The organism is Alkalibacillus salilacus, from assembly GCF_030812915.1.
Classification (GTDB): domain Bacteria; phylum Bacillota; class Bacilli; order Bacillales; family Alkalibacillaceae; genus Alkalibacillus; species Alkalibacillus salilacus.
Genome location: NZ_JAUSTQ010000006.1, coordinates 24499 through 40367, shown reverse-complemented (window position 1 = coordinate 40367; position 15869 = coordinate 24499). Strand labels below are relative to the sequence as shown.

General features: G+C 39.1%; 13 protein-coding genes and 1 pseudogene. 5 read left to right on the top strand and 9 right to left on the bottom strand.

What is annotated here, in order from left to right; all coding sequences use genetic code 11:
* Positions 1–81: 81 nt before the first annotated feature.
* Complete coding sequence (locus tag J2S77_RS08440) at positions 82–444, top strand: SLAP domain-containing protein (RefSeq protein ID WP_306976427.1); 363 nt, start codon at positions 82–84, stop codon at positions 442–444.
* 199 nt (positions 445–643) lie between these two features.
* On the opposite strand, the gene pruA is transcribed toward J2S77_RS08440, so the two are convergent.
* From pruA to pcrB, 5 genes are all read right to left on the bottom strand, one after another.
* The gene (gene pruA, locus J2S77_RS08435; RefSeq protein WP_306976425.1) at positions 644–2191 is read right to left on the bottom strand and encodes an L-glutamate gamma-semialdehyde dehydrogenase; all 1548 of its coding nucleotides are present in this window, start codon (positions 2189–2191) and stop codon (positions 644–646) included.
* 179 nt (positions 2192–2370) lie between these two features.
* Positions 2371–3549, bottom strand: coding sequence for a CamS family sex pheromone protein (locus J2S77_RS08430; RefSeq protein WP_306976630.1), 1179 nt, complete (start codon positions 3547–3549; stop codon positions 2371–2373).
* A gap of 12 nt (positions 3550–3561) precedes the next feature.
* Positions 3562–5562 (bottom strand): NAD-dependent DNA ligase LigA, encoded by a 2001-nt coding sequence (ligA, locus tag J2S77_RS08425; RefSeq protein ID WP_306976423.1) that lies wholly within the window; start codon positions 5560–5562, stop codon positions 3562–3564.
* Between the two features lie 16 nt (positions 5563–5578).
* Complete coding sequence (gene pcrA / locus J2S77_RS08420) at positions 5579–7825, bottom strand: DNA helicase PcrA (protein WP_306976422.1); 2247 nt, start codon at positions 7823–7825, stop codon at positions 5579–5581.
* A 14-nt stretch (positions 7826–7839) separates the two neighbouring features.
* On the bottom strand, positions 7840–8535 hold the full coding sequence (pcrB, locus tag J2S77_RS08415) for a heptaprenylglyceryl phosphate synthase (protein WP_370871807.1): 696 nt from the start codon (positions 8533–8535) through the stop codon (positions 7840–7842).
* Positions 8536–8937: 402 nt separating this feature from the next.
* Between pcrB and J2S77_RS08410 the strand changes: the two genes are divergently transcribed.
* The 3 genes and pseudogenes from J2S77_RS08410 to J2S77_RS08400 form a co-directional block, all read left to right on the top strand.
* On the top strand, positions 8938–10320 hold the full coding sequence (locus tag J2S77_RS08410; protein ID WP_306976417.1) for a glycine--tRNA ligase: 1383 nt from the start codon (positions 8938–8940) through the stop codon (positions 10318–10320).
* Positions 10321–10540: 220 nt separating this feature from the next.
* The gene (locus tag J2S77_RS08405; protein WP_306976415.1) at positions 10541–10705 is read left to right on the top strand and encodes a hypothetical protein; all 165 of its coding nucleotides are present in this window, start codon (positions 10541–10543) and stop codon (positions 10703–10705) included.
* A gap of 149 nt (positions 10706–10854) precedes the next feature.
* Positions 10855–11344 (top strand): annotated as a pseudogene (locus J2S77_RS08400) (IS1595 family transposase); the annotation flags it as partial.
* A 55-nt stretch (positions 11345–11399) separates the two neighbouring features.
* Here J2S77_RS08400 and J2S77_RS08395 read toward each other — a convergent pair.
* The 3 genes from J2S77_RS08395 to J2S77_RS08385 form a co-directional block, all read right to left on the bottom strand.
* Positions 11400–11951, bottom strand: a complete 552-nt coding sequence (locus J2S77_RS08395) for a hypothetical protein (RefSeq protein WP_306976413.1) — start codon at positions 11949–11951, stop codon at positions 11400–11402.
* Between the two features lie 221 nt (positions 11952–12172).
* A complete protein-coding gene (locus tag J2S77_RS08390; RefSeq protein ID WP_306976412.1) occupies positions 12173–13057 on the bottom strand; it encodes a GNAT family N-acetyltransferase in 885 nt (294 codons plus the stop codon).
* Between the two features lie 345 nt (positions 13058–13402).
* Positions 13403–13651 carry a hypothetical protein gene (locus J2S77_RS08385; RefSeq protein ID WP_306976411.1) on the bottom strand — a complete coding sequence of 83 codons (249 nt, stop codon included), beginning with the start codon at positions 13649–13651 and terminating at the stop codon, positions 13403–13405.
* 209 nt (positions 13652–13860) lie between these two features.
* On the opposite strand from J2S77_RS08385, the gene J2S77_RS08380 reads away from it, so the two are divergent.
* On the top strand, positions 13861–14301 hold the full coding sequence (locus tag J2S77_RS08380; RefSeq protein WP_306976409.1) for a GNAT family N-acetyltransferase: 441 nt from the start codon (positions 13861–13863) through the stop codon (positions 14299–14301).
* Between the two features lie 64 nt (positions 14302–14365).
* On the opposite strand, the gene mgtE is transcribed toward J2S77_RS08380, so the two are convergent.
* Positions 14366–15736, bottom strand: a complete 1371-nt coding sequence (gene mgtE, locus J2S77_RS08375; protein ID WP_306976405.1) for a magnesium transporter — start codon at positions 15734–15736, stop codon at positions 14366–14368.
* Positions 15737–15869: the final 133 nt, after the last annotated feature.

Below are 15869 nucleotides of genomic sequence, written 5' to 3'. Positions count from 1 at the left end.
ATTATAGCTTGAGAACGTGGCCTTGCTCGTGACAAATCGTGACAACAAGCGTACAATTTCAAGTAATAAGGAGTGATCGATATGCAACAGTTGATATTTGAAGAAAAATGGGACAAAACAATTGCCGAAGAGGACCGAACATGGATCGAATCGCAATTTGAAAACATTTCGTTTGATGATCACTCAGGAATAAGTTTCACTGTATTAAATCACGCTTTTAATCATCGTAATCATTTACTCGTAACTGCTCTTGTTCATAATTGCACGGATCAACCTGTGACAATTAAAGACCAATCCATGACGTGGGGGACTCAAGCGACAGGTACATTTACTTTGCCTGTTGCAATAGATGCTAATTACTCCATGCCGTGGACATTTATTTTCACAGATTATTCAAATGAAATCGACCAAGATGCTGAACTAAACATGATCAGTACTAACTAAATAACGCAACTATTTTCATTTTTGCATCAAGTTTGTTGCATTGTGGCGCAAGACTATTAAAATTTGACGCAACACTTATTAAAATTGAATCAAAACCTCTCAAATCTGGCGCAAGCATCACATATTCTGGTGCAACAAAGAAGAAGCATTAAGCACAAAAACCTCTCAAAGGCTCGCCCTTGAGAGGTTTTTACTATCTTTATAGCATTTCAGACATTGTCTTAGCTTGCATGAAGTTGTAAAGGTAATCAGGTCCGCCAGCTTTCGAGTCTGTACCAGACATATCGAAACCACCAAACGGATGATAACCAACAATCGCCGCTGTACAACCACGGTTGAAGTAAAGGTTACCCACATGGAAGTCTTCGCGGGCAATTTCTATATGGTTACGATTATTAGAAATAACAGCACCTGTTAAACCATAATCTGTGTTATTCGCAATATCGATTGCTTCGTTAAAGTCTGTTGCTTTCGTGAAGCCAACAACTGGTCCGAAAATTTCTTCTTGTTGCATGCGGGATTTTGGATCTAAATCCGCAAAAATGGTTGGATTGACGTAATAACCATTTGTATCGTCACCGTCACCACCAACAACAAGACGACCTTCTTCTTTACCAATCTCCATATAGCTCATAATCTTATCGTAAGCGCTTTGGTCAATGACAGCACCCATATAATAATTCTCTTTCGATGTGTCACCGATTGATAGTCCTTTTGTGATTTCTGCCACACGATCTAGCACTTGGTCATAGACATCTTGGTGAACAACGGCACGTGAGCCAGAAGAACATTTCTGTCCTGAGAAGTCGAATGCTGATTGAGCAATAGCCTGAGCAGCTATTTCTAAGTCCGCTTCACTGTCAACCACAATCGTATCCTTACCACCCATTTCAATTACAGTACGTTTCAACCATTTTTGACCTGGTTGGATTTTTGCTGCTTTTTCATGAATACCGACACCTACATCACGTGAACCTGTGAAACTAACAAAGCGTGTGTTAGGGTGTTCAACTAAGTGGTCACCGACTTCGCTACCGCTACCAGGAATGTAGTTCACAACACCTGATGGCATGCCTGCTTCTTCTAATACTTCCATGAACTTATAGGCAATGACTGGTGAGTTAGAAGCTGGTTTCAATAGAACTGTGTTTCCAGTAACCATTGGTGAAACCGTTGTACCAGCCATAATCGCAAACAGTAGGTTCCAAGGTGAAACAACAAGGCCAACACCTAATGGAATATATTCAAAACGATTATTCTCACTTGGACGGCTGTTTACTTCGCCACCTTTATCGATTTCTAACATTTGACGTCCATAATATTCTAAGAAGTCAATGCCTTCAGCCACGTCACCATCTGCTTCTTTCCACGCTTTACCAGACTCTTTAATTGCCCAAGCGTTGAATTCATACTTACGACGGCGAACGATAGCTGCTGCGCGGAATAAAATATCAGCGCGCATCTGTGCAGTAGATTTACGCCACCATTCAAATGTTTCATCCGCAACGTTCATTGCTTTTTCTGCTAGTTCTTTATCTGCTTTTGATACCGTACCGACCACTTCATCTTTGTTGTTAGGGTTAATTGAAGTGATTTTCGCATCTGTATAAATACGTTCTCCACCGATAATAAGTGGATAATCTTTTCCAAGTTCTTGTTCGACCTGACGAAGAGCCGCTTCTTGTTTTTTAGCGTTCTCTTCAACCGAAAAATCCGTAAAAGGTTCATGCTTATATGCTTGTACCATGGAAAAATGCCTCCTCTAAACGATTTTACGCCTATTACAGCGCTTCCATAAACTATTTTAAACGAACACTGTTTGCTAATCAAATAAAATTGCAGTTTTTTCAGATAAAAAAGTAACGCCCTCTTCATAACAACCCTGTTATAAGAGGACGTATACTGACTTAAGCTCATGATAACTTATTAATCATGATAAATATGATGTGTAATTTCTTCTCCTCCAGCATCCCTAAACAATACAGCTTCTTGACGTGAAGCTGATTCAACTGTAACTTCTAAGTCAAAATAAGATGGAAAATGCTCAGCCATTAATGATGAAGCGTGCTGTGTAAATCCAATGACTTCTTGTTTACCATGAAACTCTACCGGAACATTAATCGACAACTCCTGTAGCTCTCCATCTTTATAAAAACCTCTACCGATTACCCCAATATAGTTCGGGAAATAGTCTGAGACATCTTGACTAAACCCAGTGAACATTTCGGAGTCCTCATAATAATTGTCCTCTGCTTCATTTGATGGGAAAAGCACCGTTTTCTCATCCAACGATTGCCATTCATTAACCGTCATATCATTGGGTTCGACAACGGTTTTCGTAACAAAACTACCTGGCACCGAAGCGTTTGGGCTATTTTCACGATATAAGGCAATCATGATAGGCACATCCTGCAACTCTTCCATTTCACGAACTCGCTCTAAAATTTGACCCGCTGTTTCTTTACCAATCTGTAACATTTCACTTTTATCAATAGCGACATTATTGGTCGGTCCATAATTCACACTAAATTGATAGTCTGATTTAAGCGCAATGCCTATTGATACGCCTGCTAGTTCGACTCTATTCTCTTCAGCTCGAGTCAAATAATTTTGTTCTAGAATATGTGAAACAACTCGTGGATTCTCTTCTTTGTATGTTTCTAACTCATCTTCCAAAGCTTCAACTTCATCTTCCGCCTCAGCATCTTCCAAATCATCTTCTAAATCTTCAGGTCGATCAGGGTTGAAATCATTTATCCAGCTAAAAACTGTGTCTTCATTTAAATATTGCCCCTCTTGAAATAGATAGTCATCTGGTGAAAAAGGATCCTTCGATAATCGCGTCAATCCTTGTTCAAACTCATCGATATCATAACGGTTGGATATTTGATTGGTGATTGTCCCTCTCGCAGCACTTGGTTGATACGGTAAAACCATTCGATAATCATTTGTATCTAGCCGATCAGGTGAAACAATCATTTGTTGATCTTCTTCTGTTTGTTCCTCTTCATCCGTTTCTTGAACGACTTCCTCTTCCGAATCAAAAGTCGGACTACACGCCGTCATCAATATAACCAATAACGGCAATCCAAGCCATTTACTCATTTGTGTCAATCATTACGCCTCCAATGCTTCTAACAATTGCGCTTCATCCCAAACCGTCACATCTAATTCTTGAGCTTTATCAAATTTCGATCCTGCATCTTCACCAGCAATTAATAGATCCGTTTTTGAGCTAACACTACCCGTGACTTGTCCACCTAATGCTTCTATTTGTGCTTTAATATCTTGACGGTTCATATCCGTAAACTTCCCTGTGATGACAACGGTTTTATCATAGAATGGTGAGTCCTCACTTGCTTCAACTGTTTCACCTAAATACGTCATGTTCAATCCAAGTGATTTCAACTCAGTAATCAACTGTTTGACCTGATCTTGTTCAAAATACATCGCAATCGATGCCGCCATTTTATCACCTATATCATTAATAGCTTCAAGTTCCTCTTTATTAGCCGTCATGAGCTGATCCATTGTACCAAATTCCGCAGCTAATGTATCTGCTGCTTTACTACCAACAAATCGTATGCCAAGGCCGAATAAAAGACGTTCAAGTGAATTATCCTTCGATGCCCCAATCGCTTTAAGTAAATTATCAACGGACTTCTGACCCATACGTTCAAGTGGTAACAAATCATCTGGCGTTAATTTATATAAATCAGCAATCGTATGAATTAATTGATGGTCAAAGAGTTGTTCAACCACCTTTTCACCTAATCCGTCAATATTCATCGCATTACGCGAAACGAAGTGGATGAGGCCCTCTTTTAACTGAGCTGGACAATTTGGATTAACACAGCGCCATGCGACTTCTCCATCAACCTTCTCAAGTGGCTCCCCACATTCTGGACAGTTTTCTGGCATGCGGAATACTTTCTCATCACCAGTTCGTTCTTCTGTTACAACACGTACGACTTCAGGGATGATATCGCCGGCCTTCTTAATCACGACCGTATCATGTAAGCGAATATCCTTTTCGATAATTAAATCTTCATTATGAAGGGAAGCCCGTTGTACGGTTGTTCCAGCCACTTGAACTGGTTCTAAAATGGCTGTTGGTGTTACAGCTCCTGTACGTCCAACGCTTAATTCAATATCATGAAGCGTCGTCACCGCTTCCTCAGCCGGGAATTTATAAGCGATTGCCCAGCGCGGATTTTTCGCAGTAAATCCAAGACGTTCTTGTAAATCAATTGAATCCACTTTAACCACGATGCCATCGATTTCGTAATCAAGTTCGTGGCGTTTAACCGTCCATTCTTCGGTATACGCAATGACATCTTCTATCGATTCAAAGGTCTGTGTTTGCGGGTTAATTTTAAACCCGAGTTCCTTCATATAATCAAGTCGCTCACTATGAGAAGCTGTTGTCGCTGCTTCCCATTCGCCTACACTGTATAAAAAGATATCCAAATTCCGACGGGCAGCGATTTTCGGGTCAAGTTGTCTTAATGAGCCAGCTGCAGCGTTACGTGGGTTAGCAAACGGTTCATCTCCGTTTTCTTCACGAGCTTGATTGAGAAACAAGAACGATCGCTTAGGCATAAACACTTCTCCGCGCACTTCAATCGTTTCCTCTTCGCGAATTTTAAGCGGAATGCTTTTAACCGTTTTTAAATTTTGAGTAATATCTTCACCTGTTTTCCCGTCACCACGAGTGGCGCCGCGAACAAACTGACCATTTTCATATAATAGTGAAACCGCGAGTCCATCGATTTTCAGTTCGCACACATAACGAACTTGATCACCGACACGTTCCTTGACACGACGATCAAAATCACGTAATTCTTGGGCATTAAATGCGTTTCCTAGGCTTAACATCGGAACATTATGATCGACTTTGACGAACTGATCGAGCGGTTGTCCACCTACACGTTGAGACGGGGAATCCGTTGTTTGAAACTCAGGAAATTCTTCTTCTAGGGTAATCAGTTCACGTAATGCTTTATCATAATACTCATCAGTGACACTCGGGTTATCTAGTACATGATATTCGTAATTGTATTGGTGTAATTCGTCTTGTAACGCTTCAATACGTTGTTTCGCTTCGTCGCGATTCATGGCTTGCCACTCCTCGTTATAATTTTTCAACCGGAGCAAATTGGGCTAACAACCGTTTAATACCAACAGGTGATGGAAAGGCGATGTCAACTTCAGCGTCACCACCAGTTCCTTCTACTCTCACGATTGTGCCTTCTCCCCACTTTTGGTGTTTCACTTTGTCACCGACTTGAAATGTCGACGGGTCAGCTGGCTGTTCTTTAATCGTCTTCGCCCGTCGCTTCGGCTTGTCTTGCTCCTGCTGCGGTTGATTCTTTTTGTCGGCCAAAGCTTGGATTGCGTCTTCAAAGGATTCGTTAGATGACTCAGAACCTTGACTAATTTGGCCTTCTTGTTGACGTAAATCTTCAGGGATTTCATCGACAAATCGGCTTTTCTGATTAAACTGTGTTCGGCCAAAAAGTGTACGCATCGATGAATATGTTAAATACAATCGTTGTTCTGCACGGGTAATCCCAACATAAGCTAACCGGCGCTCTTCTTCCATTTCTTCTTCATCAAAGATCGAACGACTATGTGGGAAAATATTTTCCTCAAGTCCAATTAAGAAGACAACAGGAAACTCAAGCCCTTTCGCTGCGTGCAGTGTCATGAGTGTCACTTGTTCTTGCACATCATCGTCTGATTGATCTAAATCAGACACTAAAGCAAGATCGGTTAAAAACGCAATTAAACTTGTGTCTTCATTCGCATCTTCAAACTGGCGCGTCACCGTCTTGAATTCTTCTAAGTTTTCTAGACGGCTTTGGGATTCAAGTGACTTGTCTTGTTTCAGCATATCTTCATAACCAGAACGTGACAGCACCTCGTCAACAATTTCAGTTACCCCTAAAAATTCCTGTTGAGATCGCCAATTTTCAATTAAATGACGAAACGCTTGCAGTTGTTGGCCAGCTTTTTTACTCACCCCAACTAGGGCGATATCTTTGACCGCTTCATATAGCGATAAATCATGCATTTCTGCGTGCATTTGTAGCTTATCAATCGATGTTTTACCAATACCGCGCTTCGGAACGTTCACAACACGGAGGAAACTAATGTCATCATTCGGATTCGTGATTAATCGTAAATATGCAAGTAAGTCTTTAATTTCTTTACGGTCGTAGAATTTCGTGCCACCGATAATTTGATACGGAATATCGGATTTCACGAACACATCCTCCATCGCACGTGACTGGGCATTCGTCCGATATAAAATCGCAATATCATCATAGCTAAAACTATGTTCCTGCGTGAGTTCCTGAATTTGATCAAGTACATAACGCGCCTCTTGCTTCTCATCACGCGCTTCATATAAGCGAATACGCTCGCCACCATCATTCTCTGTCCACAATTCTTTCGGCTTGCGCGATGTGTTACGTTCAATGACGTCGTTGGCTGCTTGCAAAATCGTCTTTGTTGAGCGGTAGTTTTGTTCTAGGAAAATCGTTTTCGCATTCGGATAATCTTTTTCAAAGGATAAAATATTATAAATATCGGCCCCGCGCCATTTATAGATCGACTGATCGGAGTCACCCACGACACATAAATTTTGAAAGCGATCGGCTAGCTTTTTCACAAGTTGATATTGCGCTTTGTTCGTGTCTTGATACTCATCGACGTGAATGTATTGGAAACGATTTTGATAATATTGGAGCACTTCGGGTACCCGGTCGAATAGGAAGAATGTTTCCATGATTAAACTATCAAAATCAAGTGCGCTATTCTTACGTAAAATCGTTTCGTATGTGTCATAAACGGACGCGATTTGTTCGTCATAGTAGTTATTCGCTTCTTGTTTTAACTGTTTCGGCGTGATTAGTTGATTTTTCGCTTGGCTAATTGCCCCTTGAATCGCGCGTGGTTCGTATTGTTTCGGATCTAGATTTTGAATACGCAATGCTTCTTTAATCGCCGTCTTCTGATCGGTCGCATCATAGATTGCAAAGTTTCGATCAAGACCAATACGGTCACCATCACGTCGTAAAATCCGGACACAAAGAGAGTGGAACGTCGACATCGTAATGTTCTTCGCATCTTCACCTACTAGTTTCTCCACACGGTCCTTCATCTCGCGTGCTGCTTTATTCGTAAACGTAATTGCTAATATATTGTAAGGTTGAACTCCCTTTTCCGCTAATAAATAAGCAATACGATGAGTGAGGACACGGGTTTTCCCACTACCAGCTCCTGCCATAATAAGAAGTGGTCCCTCTGTATGTTTAACAGCTTTCTGTTGCTCAGGGTTCATCGCATTTAGAATATCGTTCATTGTCATACTCATGACGTTCCCACCTTTTATTGTTCTACTTGCTTTACGGCTTCTACCGTATCAATCGCTCGGTTAATATCGCGGTAAATCACATCACCGACGACAATGATCTGGGCATGAGCAGCCATTTCCTTCGCTTGCTCAGCCGTTTCGATTCCGCCACCATAAACTAAAACTGTCTTTTCAAGCTCATGACTCACCCGCTTTACTAATGCTGAATCGCCATAAATACCACTGTATTCTAGATACATAATCGGAAGTGGCATTAAATGTTCGATTAAGCGCGCATAAGCGACGACATCTTCAGTGTTGACGGCTGTTGCATTCGTATATTGATAAGCTTTGGATGCTGGATTTAGCATGATGTAACCTTCCATAAACAGCTCGTCCCAATCTATCCAATCACCATAGGTCTTAACCGCTTGATGGTGTAAGTCAATCATCCATTGTTTATGACCACTGTTTAAAACGGTCGGGATTAGATAATGATCGAAACCTGGCGTAATCGACGAAAGATTAGAGACTTCTAACAGACATGGAATGGGATACTGTCTGACTCGCGCTAATAAATTTATAACGTCATCTAAGGTGACATCATCTGTGCCACCAATCATGATCGCATCTGTGCCAGACTGACAAACCGCTTTTAGGTCAGCTTCAGTTATGTATTTGTTCGGGTCTAATTTAAACATGTGACGCCAATTATTAAACGGTTCACTCACAGTCATTCCTCCAACATCCTTCTAACCTTATCTATTATACCAAAAAACCCCCTCATCTTTCATTGTCCAATCCGAGAAAAAGTGACAATCTGTTAGCTAAAACGTTGAGAAAACATATATGGTATGCTAGTATATATGAGAATAAAATTAATAAACATATGATGACAATGAAGGATTAATAGTAGCATAACCCACTACCAACAAGCGATTCAGGGATGGTGCGAGCCTGGAGTATGGTGATGTGAAACGGCAATCTGGAGTGATCGCCTGAAAGTGGATGTGCTTGCCACATCAATCAGGGTGGAACCGCGGGAAATACACTCTCGTCCCTGAGCTATTCGATTAGCTCTTGGGCGGGAGTTTTTTAATGCTATTGCAAGAAATATTTTGGGAGGTTTTCAAATGGCTCAAGAAATGGACCATATCGTCAATCACTGTAAGCATCGCGGCTTTATTTTCCAAGGCTCCGAAATTTACGGTGGCCTAGCAAACACATGGGATTATGGACCACTTGGTGTTGAATTAAAGAAAAATTTAAAAGACGCTTGGTGGAAAAAGTTCGTCCAAGAATCACCGTATAATGTTGGACTTGATTCAGCAATTTTAATGAACCCTAAAACATGGGAAGCAAGCGGTCACTTAGGTAACTTTAATGACCCCATGATCGACTGTAAAGACTGTAAATCACGCCATCGTGCCGACCATTTAATCGAAAACCATTTCGAGGCAAAAGGTGAAGAGCGTGTCGTAGATGGCTTACCATTCGATGAACTCGTGAAAATTATTGAAGAAGAAGGTATCGTCTGCCCTAATTGTGGTTCAAGTGAATTCACGGACATTCGCCAGTTCAACCTAATGTTCAAAACGTATCAAGGTGTAACGGATGATTCATCTGACGAAATTTATATGCGCCCAGAAACAGCACAAGGAATTTTCGTCAATTTCAAAAACGTTCAGCGTACGATGCGTAAGAAGCTACCATTCGGGATCGCCCAAATCGGTAAAAGTTTCCGCAACGAAATCACGCCAGGTAACTTCATTTTCCGTACTCGTGAATTCGAACAAATGGAAATGGAATTCTTCTGCAAACCAGGTGAAGAACATAACTGGTTCGATTATTGGCTCGATTTCTGCCATAACTGGTTACTCAACTTAGGTCTTGATCAAGAGAAAGTTCGTCGCCGCGAACACGATGAAGACGAGCTATCCCACTACAGTAACGCAACGACTGATTTAGAATACGAATTCCCATTCGGTTGGGGCGAACTATGGGGCGTCGCATCTCGTACGGATTACGACTTAAAACAACACGCTGAACATTCTGGTGAAGACATGGAATATATCGACCAAGAAACAAACGAACGTTATATCCCATATGTCATCGAACCAGCCTTAGGCGCGGATCGTCTAGCACTGTCATTTTTAGCAGACGCTTATGAGGAAGAAGAACTTGAAGATGGGTCGTCACGTACAGTCATGCATTTCCATCCAGCTGTCGCACCATTTAAAGCAGCCGTCTTCCCATTATCGAAAAAACTAGCTGACGAAGCACAAGAAGTCTTCCAAGATTTGGCTCAAGACTTCATGGTCGATTACGACGACGCTGGCTCAATCGGTAAACGCTACCGCCGTCACGACGAAATCGGTACACCATACTGTATCACCTATGATTTCGATTCCAAAGAAGACGGCCAAGTCACTGTCCGTAACCGTGACACCATGGAACAAACCCGCATGCCAATCGTGGATTTAAAAGACTTTTTGCAAGATAAAATTCAGTACTAATTAAGAATGATAGCATTCTAGTATTAAGTAGTTCAGTTTTGGCGTACAAAATTTTAATTTGTACCCTTAATTGAACTACTTTTTTATACGAATTTGTAGTTATAAACGTAAGGCTTATTGTAATACAATTAGTTTAACTATTTGAGGAAGTTTTTGGTGATCACAATATATATGGTAAAATAAGTTAAATATCGTTGCTCAAATTAGGGGAGGGGATCTTATGGATATTCCATTTTATCTACTGATGGGAATTCTTTTTATTGGACTTGTTATTTTCGGTATTTATGAAACAAAAAAGAAAAATGAAGTGAAACTTGAAAAGATTAAATTAGAACGAGAAAAAGTAGCGTTAGAGCAAAAAAGAGCGGAAAATGAAAAAGAATAATATAACGCTATTTAGAGTTCTTCAATTAACGCCACCCGATTGATTCATTTCACCTTTATTGGTATGTCAACACTGAACTAGACAAAAACGTTGAGGTCTCTTAGCTTGAATTCAGCAGGTGTTAAATAATCCAGTGACCCATGAATTCGAAGGAGTCTTTAAAAGGGCGTGAAGTTGTCGATAGAAAGCCAAAGAAACGTGGAGGTAGAGATAAGAAGCGAAGGATTAGCAACCTCAAAATAGCCGTCGTCGTGGCACAAGACCATAATGGACAAGTAATTGCTCAAAAAGCAGGCACTGGTCGTGTTAGAGCGGAAGATATCGATGCCGTTATTGGGGATTTTATAGACTCAACTTCTTTGTTGTGCACAGATACAGCTACACACTACAAGAAGTTTTTCTTATTAAGGAACTCAAACACGAGACCTTCAACATATAAACAGATACCATAAGCGATTGAAGGACTGGACGCAAAGGTTCCAAGGCGTGGCAACTAAGTATCTGGACAACTACCTTTATTGGTTGAACTTCCTTCAACAGAGCAAGAAAATGGCGACAAAAGAGCGAGTAAATCAAATGCTATCAAGCGCATGTCATAAATCTAATTTGATTACGGTTAAATATTTGCGTGAGATGTAAAAAAGCCACCTCCAAAATGGAAGCGGCTGCGCTCGTTAATAAATAAGCACTTCTGTTATTCAAATGGCTTTTTCTTTTCACTTGGATAATCAATTGAGTTGGCTATTTCAACTAACATTTCAGGACTGACTTTTTCTGAAATTCTTTTAGAAATATTAAGCATATATTGCCAATCATCTCTTTCAAAGACGAGGGCTACAAACGACTCCGAAACGTTAATAAACTTTGCTTCATTTCCATATTTTAGTTTAAATACTTTAACAATGCGCTTATCTTTGATTGGAATTTTATGTTCAACAGGTCGAACAAAGATAAAATAATGATTTTCTGGTGACTTATCATTGAGAAATTCCAATTCAAGATGGTCGTTTATGTCACCATCTGCATCAATAAACCTTCCGAAATGATGTGTAAAGTTTAAAGGTGGAAGCCTAAGAGGTAGTTTTAGGTCTTGGTTGAAATGATGCTCAAATTCCTTAACGGCTTCTTCAACTGTTTTATAACCAATTTCAGGATATAACTCTTCAAAAGGTCGAGACTCGTTAATTGTTTTTGCAGAAGCTGTTTCATTGTTTACCCCACAAATAAAGATACTGAAAATAAGCATTACAAGAAATATTTTTTCTTCAATTCACATCACCCCAAACTATATTTAGGTATTACTTTAACCTGCAATTTATCAATTATTCATTTCCCACTATCTGTTTAGTAGAAGAAGCAAACACATCTAAATGATACTATAAACTAGTAAGTAAGCTCATTTTATAACCATTAGCAACAATCTTTACGAAAACAGCCATTCATAATCAACTTCACATTTATTACCAACTACTTTTGTCCTATATTTTTAGTGAATGTGTACAAGTCATGTAGATGTTCAAAGCCAACTTTTTTATATAAATTAATAGCATTAACATTAGCGGAGTTGACACATAGTGTGATAGAGTCCATTCCCTCAAATGTAAATAACCACTTTAAAGCACCCGTTAATAATTGCGCTCCTATTCCATTACCTCTTTCGGACTTCTCAACAGCAAAAAATTCAATACTTGCTTCACCAAATTCGGGTTCTGCCTCAACATAAATATATCCACAGAGTTGACCTTCATTGGTTATTATAAAAACTTTTTTATGATCATCTAAACGTTTAATAATCTGTTGACCATTATAATAAGTGTTAGGGAAAGCTTCATCATGAAGTTGTACCATATCTACGAAATACTCAGGACTCAACTCTTCAACAGAAGTGCTTTTTAACTCATGACTATTAGTACCCTGGAATATCAATATTGTTTCATCACTATACTTTTTAAATGAAAGAGAGCTTGATAGTTGACACACTCGAGTATTTTTTACATTCGGAAACATCTCCAATGAGTCTATCTTCTTTGGAAGCATCTCGGCCATTTTCTTCCACATTTCATAAACAATATTCCACTTCTCTCGTAAAATAAATGGTCCCCATATTTCGGCACTATTATCATCGAGGTCTGCATCAAATCCCAAAACCCCTACTAGTTTATTACCCTCGTATGCTACAACGAAACTATCAGTATATTTAACATCTGAAATATCATTTACCATATATTTTGCAATTTCGTTCTTATCTTTCCCGCAATAACCAATATGTGATTCTTCACTAATATTCATTTGTGATATAAAACCCGACACTGACCCAAGATCTTCTTTATCAATCATTCGAATTTCTAACAATTTAACTCCCCCCTCCTCAAGTACAATATATCTCTTATTAACTTATCCCGCTCAATTAGTTGAATAACGTCTTTTAACTTATTTTACCATATATAAAATTATCGCCCTTAAATTTCCTTGATTAATTATCCAATTTGAGTTGCAAAAAGCCTGACAGTTTAACTTACAATCACATATAAAAAAGTAGCTCAATTAGGAGTACAAATCTCTTTTTTGTACTCCTAAGCTAAACTACTTATTGCAGGCAAACGACCTTTTTTATCATTTTAAATAATAATTGCGCTTACATCGAGTCGGTCATTTTTCATTAATAAATCAAAATCAGTAATTGGTATAAAAGTAGAATTAAACAGTCAAAACAGCTAGTATAATAGAGACTATACCAAGTAACATTAAGCCAAATAACACTAATTTCTTACCTAAATCACCCTTCGAATATAAATAAACAGAAACAAGATAAATAACAGTAGCGATTGAAAAAAATGAAATTCCCGTTACTGTCTTTTCACTTTCATAATCACTAAAAAGAAAATGCAAGATTATTGCAGGATAAGAAATTAAGGCGATTAAATAATGCAGTTTTGAGCTGTTCATATAATTTCTCCTTATTACAGTCTGGTTAAACTAGCCTGTATCTAATTGAATAACATTCTTCATCGTGTTTCAAAAATTTATCAAGTATCTCTTTTTTTTTCGTCATTAATAGTTTAATTTTAAACACAATTGCTGTGTTATTAGGCAATCTAGCACCAAATAAATATGTTAAACTTAGCTCAGATTAAAAAAGGGGGGGGGAATAAATAATGGGAAATAATTTATCAATTAAAGAGCTACTGTCACAAAACGAGATTTTAGAAGCATTTCCAGTGATGAAACAACTCCGAAGTCACCTTGATAAAAAAACATATCTTGATTTAGTTTCTGATGCAAAAGATAAAGATCGATATAAAATGTTTGCTTTATTTGACGAAGAAACAATAGTTGCAGTCACTGGTTTTAAACCGATGATCACCTTATACTACGGTCGATTTGTCTGGGTTTGTGATTTAGTCACTGATCAAAATAGTCGCTCTAAAGGTTACGGAGAAAAATTACTTACATATGTTCATGAATGGGCAAAAGAAAATAATTATGAAAGTGTTGCGTTGTCCTCAGGCATACTCAAAACTGACGCACATCGTTTTTATGAAGATAGAATGGATTATGACAAAGTAAGCTATGTTTTCAAATCGTCTTTAGAATAAATTGGTATCAGCTTAATATTAGAAAAGTAATTAAAAACGTTTGGAGCAAGCTCCAAACGTTTCCTCACATCAAATACTCAATCATCGACGTTGCAATCGTAAAGTAAATCAACAATCCAAATATATCATTCAATGTTGTAATAAACGGTCCTGATGCGACAGCTGGGTCTATTTTCAATCGATTAATGATGAGTGGAATGATTGAACCTGTCAAAGTCGATACGCTGAGTGTCAGCATAATTGAAATACCGACGATAGCAGCAATGACGTAGTTTTGTTCATAGAATAAGATAATTAATAAAGCAATCGTCACACCACTTCCGGCTCCGATCATAACACCCGTTAACAATTCACGTCGTAACACACGCCAGACGTTGCGTTTATCAAACGTACCAAGCGCAATATTACGTACCATAACAGCAAGTGATTGCGTACCAGTATTACCTGCAGCGTCCATTAATAGTGGAATGAACGCAGCTAAAATCACGATTGTTTGCAAGGTTTCCTCAAAATAACCAATCACTTCAGCTGTGATCAGTCCTAAAAACATCAACATAATAATCCATGGCGCACGTTTTTTCGTAGATTCCCAAGCAGTAATGTCCGCACCTGTTGCACCACGTACAGCTGAGATTTCTCCAAAGTCTTCTGTTGTCTCATCTTCAATGACGTCGATAATATCGTCGACAGTGATAATCCCGACTAATCGATTTTCCTCTGAGACAACTGGTGTCGCTAGGAAATCGTATTTTTGCATGAGGCGAGCGACTTCCTCTTGGTCTTGGTAAGATTTAACCGATACGACACGTTGGCTCATCACATTTTCGATCACTTCACTCGGGTCACTTGTGATTAAATCACGTAATGAGACAACGCCGACAAGTCGCCCATCTGTATCAACAACATATAAATAATAAATTGTCTCCGCTTCAGGTGCATCATTTCTTAAATTAAGCATCACTTGCTGAACGGTGTCCGTTGTTTTAATCGCGATGAATTCAGTCGCCATTAACGCACCAGCTGTTTCTTCATGATACTCCATAATCTGCTGAACTTTTTCAGCTGTTTCTTCATCCATTTCATTCAAAGCGGTGGATACTTCTTCATCTTCCAGTTCTTCCAAATAATCCGCGACATCATCGGAAGCCATCTCATTCAATGTTAAGATCCATTTGTCACGGTTCATCTCCGCCATAATCTTTTGCTGCTCATCGACGTCTAAACCTTGAAATATATCCGCTAATTCTTCAGGCGTTAACGTATCATAGACACGCTGTCTGATTTCTAAATCCTCTAAGCCTTCAAACCATTCCACTTGATCTTGAATATGCAAGGATAAGAGCGATTCTCGAAACGTTTCGATATGGCCTTGTTGTAACAATTCTTGTAACTGTTGATATAAATTTAATTTCGTACTTCGACGCATAACCATCATCTTTGTGACCTCCTTTAATCGTTCAACGATTTAAAGTTCGTGATTATTTCAGTTTCCTTGTATGTTCTATCTGTCTATAAAAAAACAAACTCGCCTCTCTCAAACATGGAGAAAAGCGAGTGGTCAAACGAGT

Coding starts and splice junctions, on each gene's coding strand:
- J2S77_RS08440 (WP_306976427.1), top strand. CDS start 82: ATGCAACAGTTGATATTTGAAGAAAAATGGGACAAAACAATTGCCGAA.
- pruA (WP_306976425.1), bottom strand. CDS start 2,191: ATGGTACAAGCATATAAGCATGAACCTTTTACGGATTTTTCGGTTGAA.
- J2S77_RS08430 (WP_306976630.1), bottom strand. CDS start 3,549: ATGAGTAAATGGCTTGGATTGCCGTTATTGGTTATATTGATGACGGCG.
- ligA (WP_306976423.1), bottom strand. CDS start 5,562: ATGAATCGCGACGAAGCGAAACAACGTATTGAAGCGTTACAAGACGAA.
- pcrA (WP_306976422.1), bottom strand. CDS start 7,825: ATGAGTATGACAATGAACGATATTCTAAATGCGATGAACCCTGAGCAA.
- J2S77_RS08410 (WP_306976417.1), top strand. CDS start 8,938: ATGGCTCAAGAAATGGACCATATCGTCAATCACTGTAAGCATCGCGGC.
- J2S77_RS08405 (WP_306976415.1), top strand. CDS start 10,541: ATGGATATTCCATTTTATCTACTGATGGGAATTCTTTTTATTGGACTT.
- J2S77_RS08395 (WP_306976413.1), bottom strand. CDS start 11,951: ATGCTTATTTTCAGTATCTTTATTTGTGGGGTAAACAATGAAACAGCT.
- J2S77_RS08385 (WP_306976411.1), bottom strand. CDS start 13,651: ATGAACAGCTCAAAACTGCATTATTTAATCGCCTTAATTTCTTATCCT.
- J2S77_RS08380 (WP_306976409.1), top strand. CDS start 13,861: ATGGGAAATAATTTATCAATTAAAGAGCTACTGTCACAAAACGAGATT.
- mgtE (WP_306976405.1), bottom strand. CDS start 15,736: ATGATGGTTATGCGTCGAAGTACGAAATTAAATTTATATCAACAGTTA.